The sequence below is a fragment of the Streptomyces sp. MST-110588 genome (assembly GCF_022695595.1).
In the GTDB taxonomy this organism is placed as follows: Bacteria; Actinomycetota; Actinomycetes; order Streptomycetales; family Streptomycetaceae; genus Streptomyces.
Genome location: NZ_CP074380.1, coordinates 2,093,312 through 2,110,769, shown reverse-complemented (window position 1 = coordinate 2,110,769; position 17,458 = coordinate 2,093,312). Strand labels below are relative to the sequence as shown.

Here is a 17,458-nt window from a genome sequence, read left to right as displayed (position 1 = left end):
ATGCCGGAGGCAAGCCACAGTCCGTCCTCGCGGGCGAACGTGGTTGACCGGTTTCCGTGATCGGGTAGACGAACTCCCGGACGGACCCGTCCCGGCGGACGGCATCCGGCCCGTCGGTTCGCGGGCAGAGCGGTGATTCGGGATGGGGGCGTTCCCAATGGGCGGCAATGGCGGCACCGGTGCTGACAAGCGCCCCAACGAGCAACTGCGCTCGTGGTTCGTGCGCAGCGGCTGGTCCAAGGGCGAACTGGCGCGCCAGGTCAACCGCCGCGCCCGGCAGATGGGCGCCCACCACGTCAGTACGGACACCTCCCGCGTACGGCGCTGGCTGGACGGCGAGCAGCCGCGCGAGCCCATCCCGCGCATCCTGTCCGAGCTGTTCTCCGAGCGCTTCGGCTGTGTGGTCGGCGTCGAGGAGCTGGGACTGCGCTCCGCCCACCAGTCACCGTCCGTCTCCGGCGTGGACCTGCCCTGGGCCGGCCCCCAGACGGTCTCCCTGATCAGCGAATTCTCCCGCAGCGACCTGATGCTGGCCCGGCGCGGCTTCCTGGGGACGTCGCTGGGGCTCTCCGCGGGACCCGCCCTGATCGAGCCGATGCAGCGCTGGCTGGTGCCGGTGAGCGCGGGGCCCGGCGGGGAGGCACAGCCGGTCTCCCTCGACCGGAGCCGGCGCGCCTCGCAACTGTCCGGGCCGGAGCTGGACCTGCTGGAGGAGACGACCGTGATGTTCCGGCAGTGGGACGCCCAGTGCGGCGGCGGACTGCGCCGCAAGGCGGTGGTCGGCCAACTGCACGAGGTCACCGACCTGCTCCAGGAGCCCCACCCCGAAGAGGTCTCCAGACGGCTGTTCAGGGTCGCCGCCGAACTGGCCGAGCTGGCCGGGTGGATGAGCTACGACGTCGGCCTCCAGCCCACCGCCCAGAAGTACTTCGTCCTCGCGCTGCACGCCTCCAAGGAAGCCGGCGACCGCCCGCTCGGCTCGTACGTCCTGTCCAGCATGAGCCGCCAGATGATCCATCTGGACCGTCCGGACGACGCCCTGGAACTGATCCACCTCGCGCAGTACGGCAGCCGGGAGACCGCGACGCCGCGTACGCAGGCGATGCTGTATGCGATGGAGGCGCGGGCGTACGCGGGCATGGGCCAGCCCGGCAAGGTCAAACGGGCCGTGCGGATGGCCGAGGACACCTTCGCCGACGTCCAGACGGGCGAGCCCGAGCCGGACTGGATCCGCTTCTTCTCGGAGGCCGAGCTGAACGCGGAGAACGCCCACTCCTACCGCGACCTGGCCTATGTCGCCGGACGCAGCCCGACCTACGCCTCGCTGGCCCGCCCCGTGATGGAGCGGGCGGTCCAGCTCTTCGGCGAGGACGATGAGCACCAGCGCTCGTACGCCCTCAACCTGATCGGCATGGCGACGGTCCATCTGCTGGAACAGGAGCCGGAACAGTGTGCGGTGCTGGCGCGGCAGGCCATCCCGCTGGCCAGAAAGGTGCGCTCGGAGCGGGTCAACACCCGGCTGCGCAAGACCGTGGACATCGCCTCGCGGCATTACGACAACGTCGCCGAGGTGATCCAGCTCAGTGACGAGCTGGCGCGCGAACTGCCGGAAACCGCCGCGGAGGCCATCTGATGGCCTGCGCCTCTGATCGTTCGCGCCCTGACCTCCGCTCTTCGGCCCCCGACCTCTGGACTTCGCCCCTGGATCCGGTCTCCGCCGGAACGTGACTCCGTCTGACGGCGCCCCAGCCCCCGGCCGCGGCCACCGCCCCAACAGCCCGACTCGGCTCCCCCACGCCAGGTCCTGCGGGCGGCAGTCGCGGCCGGGCCATGCGTGGGGCCGGAAGCGGCGGCCAGAGTAGGGCGAGGGGAGCGGTGGGGCGCCAGGCGTGGGGCGGCGGGCCGATCCCGTAATTCATAGGGGCGTAACACACACGCCTTCTTCGTCACTGCGGTGAAACATCGACGGGTTCTGGCTGAAACCGTGCTGCGACAGCCTCGTGGCGAAAGCCGGCCCACCCAGCTCCACACCCGCACGGGCCGCATCGACGACGAGGAGACGCCGATGCCCCCTGGCATCCTGCCTCTGGCTGCGGACAAGGTCACGCTCAGCCCGGCCAACACCGGGTTCATGCTGATCAGCTCCGCACTGGTGATGATCATGACTCCCGGCCTCGCCTTCTTCTACGGCGGCATGGTCCGGGTCAAGAGCGTGCTGAACATGCTGATGATGAGCTTCATCAGCCTGGGACTGGTCACGCTCCTGTGGGTCCTGTACGGCTTCGGCCTCGCCTTCGGCTCCGACAACGGCGGAATCATCGGCTGGGACGGCCACTTCGCGGGGCTGAGCGGCATCGGTCTGACGGAGCTGTGGGGGGCCTCCAGCGTCCCCGTCTACGTCTTCGCCGTCTTCCAGTTGATGTTCGCGGTCATCACACCCGCCCTGATCAGCGGCGCCCTCGCGGACCGGGTGAAGTTCAGCGCCTGGGCCCTGTTCATCGTCCTGTGGGCCAGCATCGTCTACTTCCCCGTGGCGCACTGGGTGTGGGCCGAGGGCGGCTGGCTCTTCGACCTGGGCGTCATCGACTTCGCCGGCGGCACGGCCGTCCACATCAACGCGGGAGCCGCGGCGCTCGGGGTGATCCTGGTGGTCGGCAAGCGCATCGGCTTCAAGAAGGACCCGATGCGACCGCACAGCCTGCCGCTGGTGATGCTCGGCGCCGGGCTGCTGTGGTTCGGCTGGTTCGGTTTCAACGCCGGGTCGTGGCTGGGCAACGACGACGGCGTGGCCGCGGTCGCCTTCGTCAACACCCAGGTCGCCACGGCCGCGGCGATGCTCGGCTGGCTGACGTACGAGAAGTTCCGGCACGGGTCCTTCACGACCCTGGGCGCGGCCTCCGGGGCAGTCGCCGGACTCGTGGCGATCACACCCGCGTGCGGGGCGGTCAGCCCCCTGGGCGCCATCGCCGTGGGCGTCATCGCCGGGGTGCTGTGCGCCATGGCCGTCGGCCTGAAGTACCGGTTCGGCTACGACGACTCGCTGGACGTCGTCGGCGTCCACCTGGTGGGCGGCGTGGCCGGCTCGCTGCTCGTCGGGCTGTTCGCCACGGGCGGCGTACAGAGCGAGGCCAAGGGGCTCTTCTACGGCGGTGGCCTCGGACAGCTCGGCAAGCAGGCCGTCGGAGTCGTCTGCGTCCTGCTGTACTCCCTGGTCGTCTCCTTCCTGCTGGCCAAGGCCATCGACCTGGTGATGGGCCTGCGGGTCGGCGAGGACGAGGAGATCGCGGGCATCGACCAGGCGGCACACGCGGAAACGGCGTACGACTTCACGGGCGCGGGCGGCGGCGCCGCGATCCGTACGGCCGGGGCAGGCGCCGGTATCGGGGTGGGCGTCGGGTCCGGAGCCGGGGGCGGGGGCGGGACCGGGGCGTCGGCGCACAGCAGGTCCCAGGGGCCGCGCGCGGGCGAGGAAGGAAGCGGAACGGCCGGCGCCGCCCGTACGACCGGCCCTCCCCATTCGACCGGCCCCACCGGTACGACTGACACGGCCGGCACTACTGGTACGGCCGGCAGCACCGGCACGACCGGCACGACGAAGAAGGTGGACGCGTGAAGCTCATCACGGCAGTGATCAAGCCGTATCGGCTGGACGAGGTCAAGGAGGCCCTGCAGTCGTTCGGCGTACACGGTCTGACCGTCACCGAAGCCAGCGGCTACGGCAGGCAGCGCGGCCACACAGAGGTGTACCGGGGCGCGGAGTACACCGTCGACCTGGTGCCCAAGGTCCGTATCGAGGTGCTCGTCGAGGACGCGGACGCGACGGAGCTGGTGGACATCGTCGTCAAGGCGGCCCGCACCGGCAAGATCGGCGACGGGAAGGTGTGGATGGTCCCGGTCGAGGACGTGGTGCGCGTACGGACGGGGGAGCGCGGTCCGGACGCGCTCTGAGACACGGGGCCGGGACCGTCTCTCCTGCCCTGCGGAACGCACGTGACACAGCAGAACCATCACCCACAACGCGACCAGGGAGCAGCAGAGTTGGCGGAGAGCGCCGGGGAAGCCAAGGACACCGAAGGACCGCAGACACCGGGCCGCCCCGGCCCGGACGACACGGTCGCCGGTGTCGTCCCGGCCGGCGTCACGCCCGCCGTCGCCGTACCGGCCGTGGCCGCTGCGGACGGCGGGTGCGCGGCGGGAGAAGGCGGTTACGCGGCGGCGCGGCTGCGGCTCCTCCAGCAGGACGGCCCCGTCGGCGCGCCCCGCCGCACCGCCCTGGCCCGGCTGACCGATCACTGGCTGGCGGCCCTGTTCGCGGGCGGGCTCGCCGCCACAGGAGTACGGGGCGCCGCGCTGGTCGCCGTAGGCGGCTACGGGCGCGGCGAACTCTCTCCGCGCAGCGACCTGGACCTGCTTCTGCTGCACGACGGCCGGGCCCGCCCGCACCACATCGCCGCACTCGCCGACCACCTCTGGTACCCGGTCTGGGACCTCGGCCTGGCGCTGGACCACTCGGTGCGCACACCCGCCGAAGCCCGCCGGACCGCCCGTGAGGACCTCAAGGTCCACCTGGGGCTGCTGGACGCCCGGCACCTGGCGGGCGACCCGGAGCTGACGGCCGCGCTGCGCACCACCGTCTTCGCCGACTGGCGTGCGCAGGCCCCCGGGCGGCTGCCTGAACTGGGTGAACTGTGCCGGGAACGAGCCGTCCGCCAAGGCGAGTTGCGCTACCTCCTGGAACCGGATGTGAAGGAGGCCGGCGGCGGGCTGCGGGACGCGGCGGCCCTGCGGGCGGTGGCCGCCTCGTGGCTCGCCGACGCGCCACGCGAGGGCCTGGAAGCGGCCCGCTCCCACCTGCTGGACGTACGGGACGCGCTGCACCTGGCGACCGGCCGTGCCACCGACCGGCTTGCGCTCCAGGAACAGGACCAGGTGGCCGCGGCCTTGGGCCTGCCGGACGCCGATGTGCTGCTGCGGCAGGTGTACGAGTCCGCACGCACGATCTCCTACGCGGGAGAGGTGACCTGGCGCGAGGTGGGACAGGTGCTGCGCGCCCGGTCCGTACGCCCCGTGCTCCGAGGTCTGCTGACCGGCCGCACGGCGGGCAGGGCGGGGCGGGGCAGGACGGAGCGCTCGCCGCTCGCCGAGGGCGTGGTCGAGCACGAGGGCGAGGTGGTGCTGGCACGTACCGCGCGTCCCGAGCGCGATCCGGTCCTGGTACTGCGCGCCGCGGCAGCCGCGGCGCAGGCCGGACTGCCGCTGTCCCCGCACGCCGCCCGGCGGCTGGCCGCCGATGCGCACCCGCTGCCGTCCCCCTGGCCCGCCGAGGCGCGCGAAGCGCTGGTCACCCTGCTCGGTGCGGGCGCCCACACCGTCCCCGTATGGGAGGCGCTGGAAGCGGAGGGAATCGTCTCGCGGCTGCTGCCCGAATGGGAGCGGGTCCGCTGCCGTCCGCAGCGCAACCCCGTGCACCGCTGGACCGTGGACCGTCACCTGATCGAGACGGCCGTCCGGGCCGCCGCGCTGACCCGGCGCGTCCACCGCCCCGATCTGCTGCTCGTCGCGGCGCTGCTGCACGACATCGGCAAGGGACAGCCCGGCGATCACTCGGTGGCGGGGGAGGCCGTCGCCCGTGACGTCGCGGCCCGCCTCGGCTTCGGCGCCGAGGACGTGGCGGTGATCTCCACACTCGTACGGCACCACCTCCTCCTGGTCGACACGGCCACCCGCCGGGACCTGGACGACCCCGCCACCGTCACCTCGGTCATCTCCGCCCTGGCCGGCAGCGGCCCACCCGCCGTCCTGGCCCCTGCACCCGCCCCGCCCCCTGCGTCCGTCGCTCCCGGGACCGCCGCCACGACCGACGACATCGCCGGCGGCCTCGGCGTCACAACCAGCGGCACCGACGACATGACCAGCGGCGCCGATGTCGCGGCCGGCGGCCCCGGCATCACGTCCGGTGTCGACGCCGGCATGCTGGAGCTGCTGCATGCCCTCACCGAAGCCGACGCGCTGGCGACCGGCCCCGCCGCCTGGAGCGCATGGCGCGGCGCCCTCGTCGCCGACCTCGTGAAACGCGTCACGGCATGGCTGGCGGGCCGGCCCACGCCCCAGCGGCGTACGGCACAGAAGCCGACCGCCGAACAGGAGCGCCTGGCCATCGAGGCATGGCGCACAGCCGGTCCCGTCCTGACCCTCCACTCACACCACGCGCGCTTCGAGCCTCCGACCGGGCCCCTGGCCGAGCCCCTGACCGGGTCCCCGGCCGAGATGCCGCAGGAAGCCCCCGGCCCTGAGCCGGTGGGCGTCGAACTGCTGATGGCCGTCCCGGAACAGCCCGGCGTACTGCCCGCCGCCGCGGGCGTGCTGGCCGTGCACCGGCTCACCGTCCGCGCCGCCGACCTGTGCGTTCTCGATCCCCTCGGGGAGGGTGCGGTGCTGCTCCTGAGCTGGCGGGTCGCCGCGGAGTACGGCTCGCTCCCACAGGCCGTACGACTGCGTGCGGACCTCGTACGGGCCCTGGACGGCTCGCTGGACATCCCGGCCCGGCTCGCGGAACGGGAACGGGCGTACGCGCGGCGCTCCCGCGGGGCGCAGGCCCCGCCGCCCCGCGTGACGGTCGCGGCGGACGGCTCCCGGACCGCGACCGTGATTGAAGTGCGCGCCCAGGACGCCCAGGGTCTGCTGCACCGGATCGGGCGCGCCCTGGAGGACGCCGGGGTCCAGGTGCGCAGCGCGCACGTGAGCACCCTGGGAGCCAACGCCGTGGACGCCTTCTACGTCACGGACCCGAAAGGCGAGCCGCTGACGGAGACCGCGGCCCTGGAGGTGGCCCGCACGGTCGAGACCGCACTGCGATGATCTCTGCCCCTCGGGCTCCCGGCCGAAGACCGCCGGGCAGAGGGCAGGCAGTCTCCCGCTGAACCGGGAGCCGCCCTCAGTCCCGCTTTCCGGCAGGCAGGGGCGGGTTGCTTGCACGGCCGGATACCCTAGAAGCCGACTTGACCCTGCCCCCGACCCCGAGGATCGACGACCGCCGTGTTCGATACGCTTTCCGACCGCCTGGCGAGTACTTTCAAAAACCTCCGGGGCAAGGGCCGCCTTTCCGAGGCGGACATCGACGCCACGGCGCGCGAGATCCGTATCGCCCTCCTTGAGGCCGATGTCGCACTGCCCGTCGTCCGCGCCTTCATCAAGCAGGTCAAGGAACGGGCGCTGGGCTCCGAGGTCTCCCAGGCGCTGAACCCCGCCCAGCAGGTCATCAAGATCGTCAACGATGAGCTCGTGGGCATCCTTGGTGGCGAGACCCGCCGGCTGCGCTTCGCCAAGACCCCGCCGACCGTCATCATGCTCGCCGGTCTCCAGGGTGCCGGTAAGACCACGCTCGCCGGAAAGCTCGGCCACTGGCTCAAGCAGCAGGGTCACGCCCCGCTGCTCGTCGCCTGTGACCTCCAGCGCCCCAACGCCGTCAACCAGCTCTCGGTGGTCGCCGAGCGCGCGAACGTCGCCATCTACGCCCCCGAACCGGGCAACGGTGTCGGTGACCCGGTCAAGGTCGCTCAGGACTCGATCGAGTACGCCCGCGCCAAGCAGCACGACGTCGTCATCGTCGACACCGCCGGCCGCCTGGGCATCGACCAGGAACTGATGCAGCAGGCCGCGGACATCCGCGACGCGGTCAAGCCCGACGAGGTCCTCTTCGTCGTCGACGCGATGATCGGCCAGGACGCCGTCAACACCGCCGAGGCGTTCCGCGACGGCGTCGGCTTCGACGGCGTGGTGCTCTCCAAGCTCGACGGTGACGCCCGCGGTGGTGCCGCGCTCTCGATCGCGCACGTCACCGGCAAGCAGATCATGTTCGCCTCCAACGGCGAGAAGCTGGACGACTTCGACGCGTTCCACCCGGACCGCATGGCGTCCCGCATCCTCGGCATGGGCGACGTGCTCACGCTGATCGAGAAGGCCGAGCAGACCTTCAGCCAGCAAGAGGCCGAGAAGATGGCCTCCAAGCTGGCGAGCAGCAAGGGCAAGGACTTCACGCTCGATGACTTCCTGGCCCAGATGGAGCAGGTCCGCAAGATGGGCTCCATCTCCAAGCTGCTCGGCATGCTGCCCGGTATGGCGCAGATGAAGGAGCAGATCAACAACCTCGACGAGCGCGAGGTCGACCGCACGGCCGCGATCATCAAGTCGATGACCCCGGCCGAACGCCAGGACCCCACCATCATCAACGGCTCCCGGCGCGCCCGTATCGCCAAGGGGTCCGGCGTCGACGTCAGCGCCGTGAAGAACCTGGTCGAGCGCTTCTTCGAGGCCCGCAAGATGATGTCGAAGGTGGCCCAGGGCGGCGGGATGCCGGGCATGCCGGGTATCCCGGGCATGGGCGGTGGCGCGGCCAAGAAGAAGAAGCAGCAGAAGAAGGTCAAGGGCAAGCAGCGCAGCGGTAACCCGATGAAGCGCAAGGCCGACGAGGAGGCCGCCGCCGCCCGCCGCGAGGCCGCCCAGTCCGGCAACCCCCTGGGGCTCCCGCAGGGCCAGGACCCGCAGAACTTCGAACTCCCCGAGGAGTTCAAGAAGTTCATGGGCTGACGTCCCCTACCTCCAAACCCCCGGCCGCCCGCGACCGGGGGTTTGTTCTTCCCGCTCCCGGCCCCGGCCCGGCCGCTGTCAGCAGGTCCAGCCGAGCCCTACCGCCTCGCCCGAGCCGGGCAGGGGTGGCCACCGAGAGCCCTGTCACCACGGAGGCCCGCGCAGCCGCGGTCCGCGTACGGCTCTCCGGCTCGCTCGACGTCTCACCGTCCCCCCGGGAGATACGGGCCAGAGACAGCCAGAGACCTCATGTCCCGGCAGGTCAGCTCGGCGACCGGGAATCGGCAAGACTTTCGCGCGGACTCTTGCCACCTGCTGAATCGGCATGCGCACGCGCGCGGAGTGGAAGGGAACGCTCACATGCCGGTCACCGGCGCCCGACGCGAGGCGGCGCCGTACGACTGGGCACCCGACCGCGTACGGCGCAAGCGTGCGTGGTGCTGCGCGCGTACGACAGAAGTGAAGCGGCGTCAGGCCCGTGTGAAGGCGGCGGACTTCACGTGCGTGCGACGAGGTAACGGAAGACGTTCGGCATCCAGACGGTGCCGTCCCCGCGTTGGTGGGGATGCAGCGCCTCGGACAGTTCCTTTTCCACCTGCGCCTGGTCGGTGACCTCCAGAGCCGCGTCGAAAAGTCCCGTCGAGAGCAAGCCGCGCACCGCGCTCGTGAGGTCGCTGTAGCCGAAGGGGCAGGCGACCCGTCCCGAGCCGTCGGGCCGCAAACCCGCCCTGTCCGCCAGTTCTTCCAGATCGTCACGGCCGCTCGGCCGCCAGCCGCCGGTCGTCCGCAGGGGGTCGGCCAGCCGCTGCGCCACCCGCAGCACCCCTGCCGTGCTGCACCGTTCCGCCGGCCCCCAGCCGCCCAGGACGACCGGGCTGCCGCGCTCGGCAAGCCTGCCCGCGGTCACCAGAGAGGTCGTCAGCCCCTCCACACTGCTTACACAGCCAACGGGGTGAAAGGCCGTCACCAAATTGAAAGCGGGCTCTTCGGGGGCGACCGTGCGTTCCGGGCCGCCGTGGGCCAAGCGCGCGGAGTGCGGTGCGCCCTCTCGCGTCTCCTGTGGTGTATGAGGGGCGAGCCGCTCCCGCGCGAGGTCCAGCCTCTCGTCGTCCGAGTCGACACCGCTGACCTCGGCGCCGCGCGCGGCGGCGATCAGCAGGGCGAGCCCGGAGCCGCAGCCCAGCCCGAGCAACCGGGTGCCGGGCCCTACGTCCAGCCGGTCGTACACGGCTTCGTACAGCGGCACCAGCATCCGTTCCTGGATCTCCGCCCAGTCACGCGCCCGCGTGCAGGAGTCGGCGGGTTGGTGAGAGCCGTGTGACCGGGAAGGCCCGGATCGCGCAAGGTGTTGCCGTACGAGCGAGGGTGTCATCGAAAGCGCCCCAATCCGCCGAGAACCCGAAGCTGTTCAGTGGTTGATCGCCCCCGTGTACGCGTCGCGCGCCCCCCACGTTCCAGACAACTCCGCATCCGGTGCGGAGTCCAGGGGTGCGCCGGGGTTGGCTCCCGCGCGCCCCCGAATGCGCCGGGTTCGCTCCCCTGGCTGCCCGACAGAAGCGGGGGGTTCGTACCGGGCCGGGGGCTCGTAGGGGGACCGGTCCAGGGAACTCGTACCGGTGACCACGGGTGATGAGCGTCTTCGGGTGTCCGGATTCCGACCATCGGTGCCCGCCCGTCACCCAACGGGAATGACGCGCCAGTAACATCGCGGTTGCGGCGCTCCCGGGCTGCCGTCGCGCCGGCGCCGCACCGTTCCACGACGGCTTTTCCCGCCGTCCAAGGCCCTGCTCCCCCTGGCGAGAAGCCTGACGAAAGCCCGGTGCGATCCGGCGTGTGGACCGGCGCTACGCGTCGCGGCGTACGCGCGGGTACGTACCGGCTTGATGCCTGTCGCGCGCCTTCTCCGCAGTTCTGCGCACACGCCGTCCTCGAAACCCATGACCAGAAACTGACCGGTACGTGCAAATTATTTGGGATGCCCCGGAATCGGAACACCGGGCGGTCCCGGCTCGTTGTCACGACGTGAGCACGACACCGCCTGTTCTCGCCGCCGAACTGGCGCTCGCGTGGGCCGATATTCAACGGCACCACCCCGAGCTGCCGGACCTGGCCGCGCCCGAGTCCCTGATCGGAGAGTCCTCGTCCGCATGCGGCGCGGAGCTCTCCTTCGAACGGCTGCTTCACGAGGCAGTCCACGGCATCGCCGCCGCCCGCGGTGTCCGTGACACCTCGCGGGCCGGCCGCTATCACAACCGCCGATTCCTGGCGATCGCCGAGGAGTTGGGGCTGGACCACGTGGACGAGCCGCACCCCAGCAGCGGCTTTTCCCTGGTCACGCTCAACACCGAAGCCAGGAGGCGATACCGCCCCACCATCGAGCGGCTGGCCAGAGCCCTCAAGGCGCACACCGCGGCGACCGCCGCGGACACCGCCCGCAGCTTCCGGGGGCCGGCCGCGCGGCACGGCTCCTCCGGTGGCGGCGTACGGGTGAAGGCCGTATGCGATTGTGGGCGTAATGTCCGGGTTGTTCCGTCCGTGCTCGCTCAGGCGCCCATCGTCTGTGGCGGCTGCGGGAAGCCGTTCCGCATTCCCGAGGTGGCTGCGGTCGGCTGACGTGGTGCGGTGTGGCACAATGGCTAGCTGTACTCGACAGCCGAACAGGACCCCTCTCTCCTCCGGCTGACGCGTCCATCGGGCACCCGAGTACCGCAACCCCACGTGGCATCTCGTTGTGCCCAACCACGTCAAGACCAGGAGACACCACTCCCGTGGCAGTCAAGATCAAGCTGAAGCGTCTGGGCAAGATCCGCGCGCCTCACTACCGCATCGTCATCGCCGACTCCCGTACCCGCCGTGACGGCCGGGCCATCGAGGAGATCGGTCTGTACCACCCGGTGCAGAACCCCTCGCGCATCGAGGTCAACTCCGAGCGTGTCCAGTACTGGCTGGGTGTCGGCGCGCAGCCGACCGAGCCCGTTCTGGCCATCCTCAAGGTCACCGGCGACTGGCAGAAGTTCAAGGGCCTGCCCGCCCCGGCGCCGATGAAGGTCGCCGAGCCGAAGGCCGACAAGCGCGCCCTGTTCGAGGCCGCTGCCAAGGACGCCGGCGACGAGCCCAAGGGTGAGGCCATCACTCCGAAGGCGAAGAAGGCTGACAAGAAGGCGGACGAGGCTGCCGAGCCGGCGGCCGAGTCCACCTCTGAGTCGACCGAGGCCTGAGCATGCTCGAGGAGGCCCTCGAGCACCTCGTCAAGGGCATCGTCGACAACCCCGACGACGTGCAGGTCGCCTCGCGCACCCTGCGTCGCGGGCGCGTCCTGGAAGTCCGGGTCCACCCGGACGACCTCGGCAAGGTGATCGGCCGCAACGGCCGCACCGCGCGCGCTCTGCGGACGGTCGTGGGCGCCATCGGCGGCCGTGGCATCCGTGTCGACCTCGTCGACGTGGACCAGGTCCGCTGAGAACCGAATCACCGGCACGGGCCGGGGAGGGCTTCGGCCCGCCCCGGCCCGTTGTCGTCTTCGTACGAGAGAAGGAACAGCCACTGTGCAGCTCGTAGTGGCGCGGATCGGCCGCGCACACGGCATCAAGGGTGAGGTCACCGTTGAGGTGCGCACGGACGAGCCCGAACTGCGGCTCGCGCCCGGAGCCGTGCTCGCCACGGACCCGGCGTCCACGGGCCCGCTGACGATCGAGACCGGCCGGGTGCACAGCGGAAGGCTGCTGCTGCGCTTCGAGGGCATCAAGGACCGTACGGGCGCCGAAGCCCTGCGCAACACGCTCCTGATCGCCGAGGTCGACCCCGAAGAGGTCCCCGAGGACCCCGAGGAGTTCTACGACCACCAGCTCGTCGACCTCGACGTGGTCACCGTCGAGGGCATCGAGGTCGGACGCATCAGTGAGGTCTCCCACCTGCCCTATCAGGACCTTCTGGTCGTCGAGCGGCCCGACGGCAGCGAGGTCATGATCCCGTTCGTCTCCGAGATCGTGCCCGAGATCGACCTGAAGGAGCAGAAAGCGGTCATCGACCCGCCGCCCGGCCTGCTCGACGACCGCGAGGCCGAGATCGCCTCCAGCCGTGAAGCCGCTGGTGGGACCGCTGAGACCGATAAGTCCGCCGGTGCCGTCGGCGGGGCTGCCGACGAGCCCGGCCGCGAGGACTCGTAATGCGCCTCGACGTCGTCACGATCTTCCCCGAGTACCTGGAACCGCTGAACGTCTCCCTCGTCGGCAAGGCCCGCGCCCGCGGCCGGCTCGACGTACGGGTCCACGACCTGCGCGACTGGACGCACGACAAGCACAACACCGTCGACGACACGCCCTACGGCGGCGGTCCCGGCATGGTCATGAAGCCCGAGCCGTGGGGTGAGGCGCTGGACGAGATCCTCGCCTCCGGGGACGGCGATCCGGTGATCGTCGTACCCACTCCCAGCGGCAAACCCTTCACCCAGCAGCTCGCCGTCGAACTCTCCGAGAAGCCCTGGCTGATCTTCACCCCGGCACGCTATGAGGGCATCGACCGCCGCGTCATCGAGGAGTACAGCGACCGCGTGGACGTACGGGAGGTGTCCATCGGTGACTACGTCCTGGCCGGCGGCGAGGCCCCCGTACTGGTGATGGTCGAGGCCATCGCCCGCCTGCTGCCCGGCGTCCTGGGCAATTCCGCCTCCCACCAGGACGACTCCTTCGCCCCCGGAGCGATGGCCGACCTTCTGGAGGGCCCGGTGTACACCAAGCCCCCGAGTGGCGTGGCCGCTCCATCCCCGAGGTCCTGATCAGCGGCCACCACGGGAAGATCGCCCGCTGGCGCCGTGACGAAGCGTTTCGCCGTACGGATCGCAACCGTCCCGACCTCATCGAACGCACCGACCCGGCCGCCTTCGACAAGCACGACCGGGCGATCCTCGCGGCCCTCGGCTGGACCGTGGGCCAGGGACCGGACGGCCGATTTGGGCGTACGGGCGAGGCCGTGGAAGAATGAGCCGCTGCTGTGTGCGTTCGACGCGCGCCCCTGCCACAGGGGGAACGACGCCCGTCCGACAGCACGGCATCCGAAACAACACCCCCTATTTCCGTTGATGACCTGTGGCATCAACGAAGAAAGCAGCAGGTCATGCACCTTCTTGACAGCGTCGACGCCGCATCGCTGCGCAGCGACATCCCGGCCTTCCGTCCGGGTGACACCGTCAACGTCCACGTGCGCGTCATCGAGGGCAACCGCTCCCGTGTGCAGCAGTTCAAGGGCGTCGTCATCCGTCGTCAGGGCTCGGGCGTCCGCGAGACCTTCACGGTCCGCAAGGTCAGCTTCTCCGTCGGCGTCGAGCGCACCTTCCCCGTGCACACGCCGATCGTCGAGAAGATCGAGCTCGTGACCCGCGGTGACGTCCGTCGCGCCAAGCTGTACTACCTCCGTGACCTCCGTGGCAAGGCCGCGAAGATCAAGGAGAAGCGCGACAACTGACACCCGTCCGGCGTCCGGGCCCGGCCGGATAGGCTCAGGGCCCGATGGACACCGACGCACAGCTTTCGGAGCGCGATCGCTGCCCCGCCCCCGACGAGGGGCCGGAGCGGCGGTCGCGCTCCGCGCGTTTTTCCGCGCGCATACCCCGCCCCTGGCGCAGACCCGTACTGCTTCTCGCGGTCTGCCTGGCCTTCGTCGTGCTGCTCAGCACCTTCGTCGTGCAGCCCTTCCTGATCCCCAGCTCCTCCATGGAGAACACGCTGCGGGTCGGCGACCGGGTCCTGGTCAACAAGCTGGCGTACCGATTCGGCGGTGAACCGCGCCGGGGCGACGTCATCGTGTTCGACGGGACGGAGTCCTTCGTGCAGAACGAGCCGGAGGGGAATCCGGTGACGGGGCTGCTGCGCGGGGCCGGCGCGGCGCTGGGACTGGCCCGGCCCGCCGACGACGTCTTCGTCAAGCGGGTGATCGGGGTCGGCGGGGACCGGGTGACCTGCTGCGACGAACGGGGGCGGATCAAGGTGAACGGCGAGCCCGTGGACGAGGGCTATCTGTTTCCGGGGGACGCACCGTCCTCGGTGAAGTTCGACATCGTGGTGCCACCGGGGAAGCTGTGGGTCATGGGGGACCACCGGGCGAAGTCCAGGGATTCCCGTGACCATCTCGGCGAACCAGGAGGCGGTGTGGTCCCGGTCGACAAAGTGATCGGACGGGCCGACTGGATCGGCTGGCCGGTGAGCCGCTGGACGACGCTGGACCGGCCGCGGTCCTTCGACGGCATACGGAGCCCGGACCCGGCAGGCTCCCATGGGTAACAGGGGGCGTGGGCGGCGGCCCCCGGGCCGGGTCAGGGCAGCGGACGCGGCGGATGCGGAGGCGGTGGGGGGCGCGTCGCCGGGAGCGCGGGAGGCGGCGGGGGCAGGTCCTGGGACGGGGGCAAGGACGGGCGCGAGTTCGTACGGCCCTGGGGAGCGCGGCCCTCAGGAGTACGCCTACGGGGGCGGGGCGTATGGGGAGACGTACGGTGACGGCGCGGGTGCGTACGGGGCGGGCGCGTATGAGGTGGGAACACCCGGGATCGGTGTGTATGAGGCGGGGGCGTACGGAACCGGTGGGTATGAGGCCGGGGCGCACGCATCGGGTGGGTACGGGGCGGGCGCGTACAGAACCGGTGGGTACGAGGCCGGCGCGTATGGAACCGATGGTGATGAGGCGGGCGCCTACGGGTCCGGCAGGTACGAAGCGGGAGCGTACGGGGCGGACACGCCCGTAGACGCCCTGGCGTCCGATACCCGGACCGGCGCCGTGACCGGCGCCGTGGCCGACGCTCCGGTCGACGCGTCGGCCGACAGCGGACCCGCGCCGACGACCAGGCGTGCCACCGGAGGACGCGCCGAGCGGCGGCGCCAGGCGCGGCGCATCAAACGCCGTCGGCGCCGGTCCTACCTGAAAGAGATACCGATCCTCATCGGTGTGGCGCTGGCCATCGCCTTGGTGCTCAAGACCTTCCTCGTACAGGCGTTCGTAATCCCTTCGGGCTCTATGGAGCAGACGATCCGGATCGGCGACCGGGTGCTGGTCGACAAGCTCACCCCCTGGTTCGGCTCCAAGCCGGAGCGCGGCGATGTCGTCGTCTTCAAGGACCCCGGACACTGGCTCGAAGGCGAGCAGGCCAAGAGCAAGGACGATCCGGTGGTCGTCAAGCAGTTCAAGGAGGTCATGACCTTCATCGGGCTGCTGCCGTCGGACGACGAGCAGGATCTGATCAAGCGGGTCGTCGCGGTCGGCGGGGACACCGTCAAGTGCTGTGACAAGGCGGGCAAGGTCACCGTCAACGGCACGCCGCTCCAGGAGCCGTACGTCCATCCCGGAAACCCGCCCTCGCTGATCAAATTCACGGTCAACGTTCCCGCCGGGCGGATCTTCGTCATGGGGGACCACCGCTCCGATTCCGGCGACTCGCGGTACCACCTGGACGAGCCCTATCGTGGGACGGTCTCGGAGGAGAACGTCGTGGGGCGGGCCGTGGTCATCGCCTGGCCGGTCAAGCACTGGCGCCGCTTGGAGGTGCCGGACACCTACGCGACGGTGGGCGACGCGCCGGGTGCCAGGACGACGGCGGGCAGGGCGCCGCATAGTGTGTCCCCCGAGAGTTTGTCCGTACTCCCGACCCCTGCGGAACTCCCGCTCGTTATGGGAGTGGTGGGCCTGCACCGGCTATCGGGCAGGCGGCGGCGTGGAGTGAGGAGTGGATGTGGGGGACTTGGCGGTCGGCGCGCGGTCCGGAACCGAAGAGCCCGAGGAGCCGGAGAGGCGCGGTAAGTCCCCGGATCCGGCGGCGAACGCCGCACAACCGGAGCAGGCGGCCGGCCTGCCGTACGGAGCGGATCGATCGGCTGCGTCAGGTCCTGGGGCCGTGTCGGGCCGATCAGGGACAGCGGGTCATTCAGGTGCATCAGATCATTCGGGTGCATCGGGTTATTCGGGTGCATCGGAGCAGTCCGGCCCGGTCGGCGAGGAGGAGAGCGGCAGCGTGAAGAAGGGCAAGAAGCCGCGTGCCTTCTGGAAAGAGCTGCCGATCCTCATCGGCATCGCGCTGCTGCTGGCCCTGCTGATCAAGACCTTCCTGGTGCAGGCGTTCTCCATCCCGTCCGACTCGATGCAGAACACGCTGCAGCGCGGGGACCGGGTGCTGGTGGACAAGCTCACCCCCTGGTTCGGCGCGAAGCCGGAGCGCGGCGAGGTCGTGGTCTTCCACGACCCGGGACACTGGCTGGAGGGCACCCCCACCCCTGAGCCCAATGTCGTCCAGAAGGTGCTCAGCTTCATCGGGCTGATGCCGTCCGCCGAAGAGAAAGACCTGATCAAGCGGGTCATCGCGGTCGGCGGGGACACCGTGGAGTGCGAAGGCGCCGGACCGGTGAAGGTCAACGGCAAGGCGCTCTCGGAGAGCTCCTACCTCTTCCCCGGCAACAGCCCCTGCGGGGACAAGCCCTTTGAAGCGATCAAGGTGCCCAAGGACCGTATCTGGGTGATGGGTGACCACCGTCAGGACTCGCGTGACTCCCGCTACCACCAGGACCTGGAAGGGGGCGGCACGGTCTCGGTGAACGAGGTCGTGGGCCGTGCCTTCACCATCGCCTGGCCGATCGACCGCTGGTCGACGCTGCCGGTGCCCGACACCTTCGACCAGCCAGGACTGAGCCAGGCGATGGCGGCGGCCCCGGTGTCGCTGGGTCTGGTGGGTGCGGTGCCGATCGTGCTGTGGCGCCGTCGGCGGATCCTGGCGCGGCTCTCGTGTGAGGACGTGGCCCGGAGCGGGGCCGAACGGCCGGCAGGGGCTGATCGGTGAGGGCCGATGGGCAAGGGCCGTCGGTAAGGCGGGATCGGTGCAGGTCGATCAGTAGGAGCT

13 protein-coding genes and 2 pseudogenes are annotated in these 17,458 nt (G+C 70.7%); 14 read left to right on the top strand and 1 reads right to left on the bottom strand.

Translation table 11 applies throughout. The annotated features are described in order from the left end of the window. Positions 1-157 precede the first annotated feature (157 nt). From KGS77_RS09160 to ffh, 5 genes and pseudogenes are all read left to right on the top strand, one after another. Positions 158-1,633 carry a hypothetical protein gene (locus KGS77_RS09160; protein WP_242587373.1) on the top strand — a complete coding sequence of 492 codons (1,476 nt, stop codon included), beginning with the start codon at positions 158-160 and terminating at the stop codon, positions 1,631-1,633. Positions 1,634-2,065: 432 nt separating this feature from the next. Further along, positions 2,066-3,346, top strand: a pseudogene (locus KGS77_RS09155) (ammonium transporter); the annotation flags it as partial. A 263-nt stretch (positions 3,347-3,609) separates the two neighbouring features. Next, positions 3,610-3,948, top strand: coding sequence for a P-II family nitrogen regulator (locus tag KGS77_RS09145; protein ID WP_242580159.1), 339 nt, complete (start codon positions 3,610-3,612; stop codon positions 3,946-3,948). A 216-nt stretch (positions 3,949-4,164) separates the two neighbouring features. Further along, positions 4,165-6,858 (top strand): [protein-PII] uridylyltransferase, encoded by a 2,694-nt coding sequence (locus KGS77_RS09140; RefSeq protein ID WP_242587372.1) that lies wholly within the window; start codon positions 4,165-4,167, stop codon positions 6,856-6,858. A 177-nt stretch (positions 6,859-7,035) separates the two neighbouring features. Beyond that, positions 7,036-8,586: a signal recognition particle protein gene (gene ffh / locus KGS77_RS09135; protein WP_242580157.1), complete on the top strand. Its 1,551-nt coding sequence runs from the start codon at positions 7,036-7,038 to the stop codon at positions 8,584-8,586. A gap of 496 nt (positions 8,587-9,082) precedes the next feature. Here the strand turns inward: ffh and KGS77_RS09125 are convergent, their stop codons facing one another. After that, the gene (locus KGS77_RS09125) at positions 9,083-9,958 is read right to left on the bottom strand and encodes a methyltransferase domain-containing protein (RefSeq protein ID WP_242580155.1); all 876 of its coding nucleotides are present in this window, start codon (positions 9,956-9,958) and stop codon (positions 9,083-9,085) included. Between the two features lie 650 nt (positions 9,959-10,608). Between KGS77_RS09125 and KGS77_RS09120 the strand changes: the two genes are divergently transcribed. The 9 genes and pseudogenes from KGS77_RS09120 (at position 10,609) to lepB (KGS77_RS09080) (ending at position 17,398) form a co-directional block, all read left to right on the top strand. Then, positions 10,609-11,199, top strand: a complete 591-nt coding sequence (locus tag KGS77_RS09120; protein WP_242580152.1) for a hypothetical protein — start codon at positions 10,609-10,611, stop codon at positions 11,197-11,199. A 155-nt stretch (positions 11,200-11,354) separates the two neighbouring features. Next, entirely contained in the window at positions 11,355-11,804 is a 450-nt protein-coding gene (gene rpsP, locus KGS77_RS09115) for a 30S ribosomal protein S16 (RefSeq protein WP_242580150.1), read from the top strand. A 2-nt stretch (positions 11,805-11,806) separates the two neighbouring features. Beyond that, complete coding sequence (locus KGS77_RS09110; RefSeq protein ID WP_003980229.1) at positions 11,807-12,046, top strand: RNA-binding protein; 240 nt, start codon at positions 11,807-11,809, stop codon at positions 12,044-12,046. An 85-nt stretch (positions 12,047-12,131) separates the two neighbouring features. After that, positions 12,132-12,752 carry a ribosome maturation factor RimM gene (rimM, locus tag KGS77_RS09105; RefSeq protein WP_242580148.1) on the top strand — a complete coding sequence of 207 codons (621 nt, stop codon included), beginning with the start codon at positions 12,132-12,134 and terminating at the stop codon, positions 12,750-12,752. Continuing rightward, positions 12,752-13,566 (top strand): annotated as a pseudogene (gene trmD, locus KGS77_RS09100) (tRNA (guanosine(37)-N1)-methyltransferase TrmD). Before rimM ends, trmD begins: the two are co-directional and overlap by 1 nt. Positions 13,567-13,698: 132 nt before the next feature. Next, complete coding sequence (gene rplS, locus KGS77_RS09095) at positions 13,699-14,046, top strand: 50S ribosomal protein L19 (protein WP_242580145.1); 348 nt, start codon at positions 13,699-13,701, stop codon at positions 14,044-14,046. Between the two features lie 44 nt (positions 14,047-14,090). Further along, a complete protein-coding gene (lepB, locus tag KGS77_RS09090) occupies positions 14,091-14,861 on the top strand; it encodes a signal peptidase I (RefSeq protein ID WP_242580143.1) in 771 nt (256 codons plus the stop codon). 502 nt (positions 14,862-15,363) lie between these two features. Beyond that, complete coding sequence (gene lepB, locus KGS77_RS09085; RefSeq protein ID WP_242587371.1) at positions 15,364-16,368, top strand: signal peptidase I; 1,005 nt, start codon at positions 15,364-15,366, stop codon at positions 16,366-16,368. After that, complete coding sequence (lepB, locus tag KGS77_RS09080; RefSeq protein WP_242580142.1) at positions 16,301-17,398, top strand: signal peptidase I; 1,098 nt, start codon at positions 16,301-16,303, stop codon at positions 17,396-17,398. Before lepB (KGS77_RS09085) ends, lepB (KGS77_RS09080) begins: the two co-directional genes overlap by 68 nt. Positions 17,399-17,458: the final 60 nt, after the last annotated feature.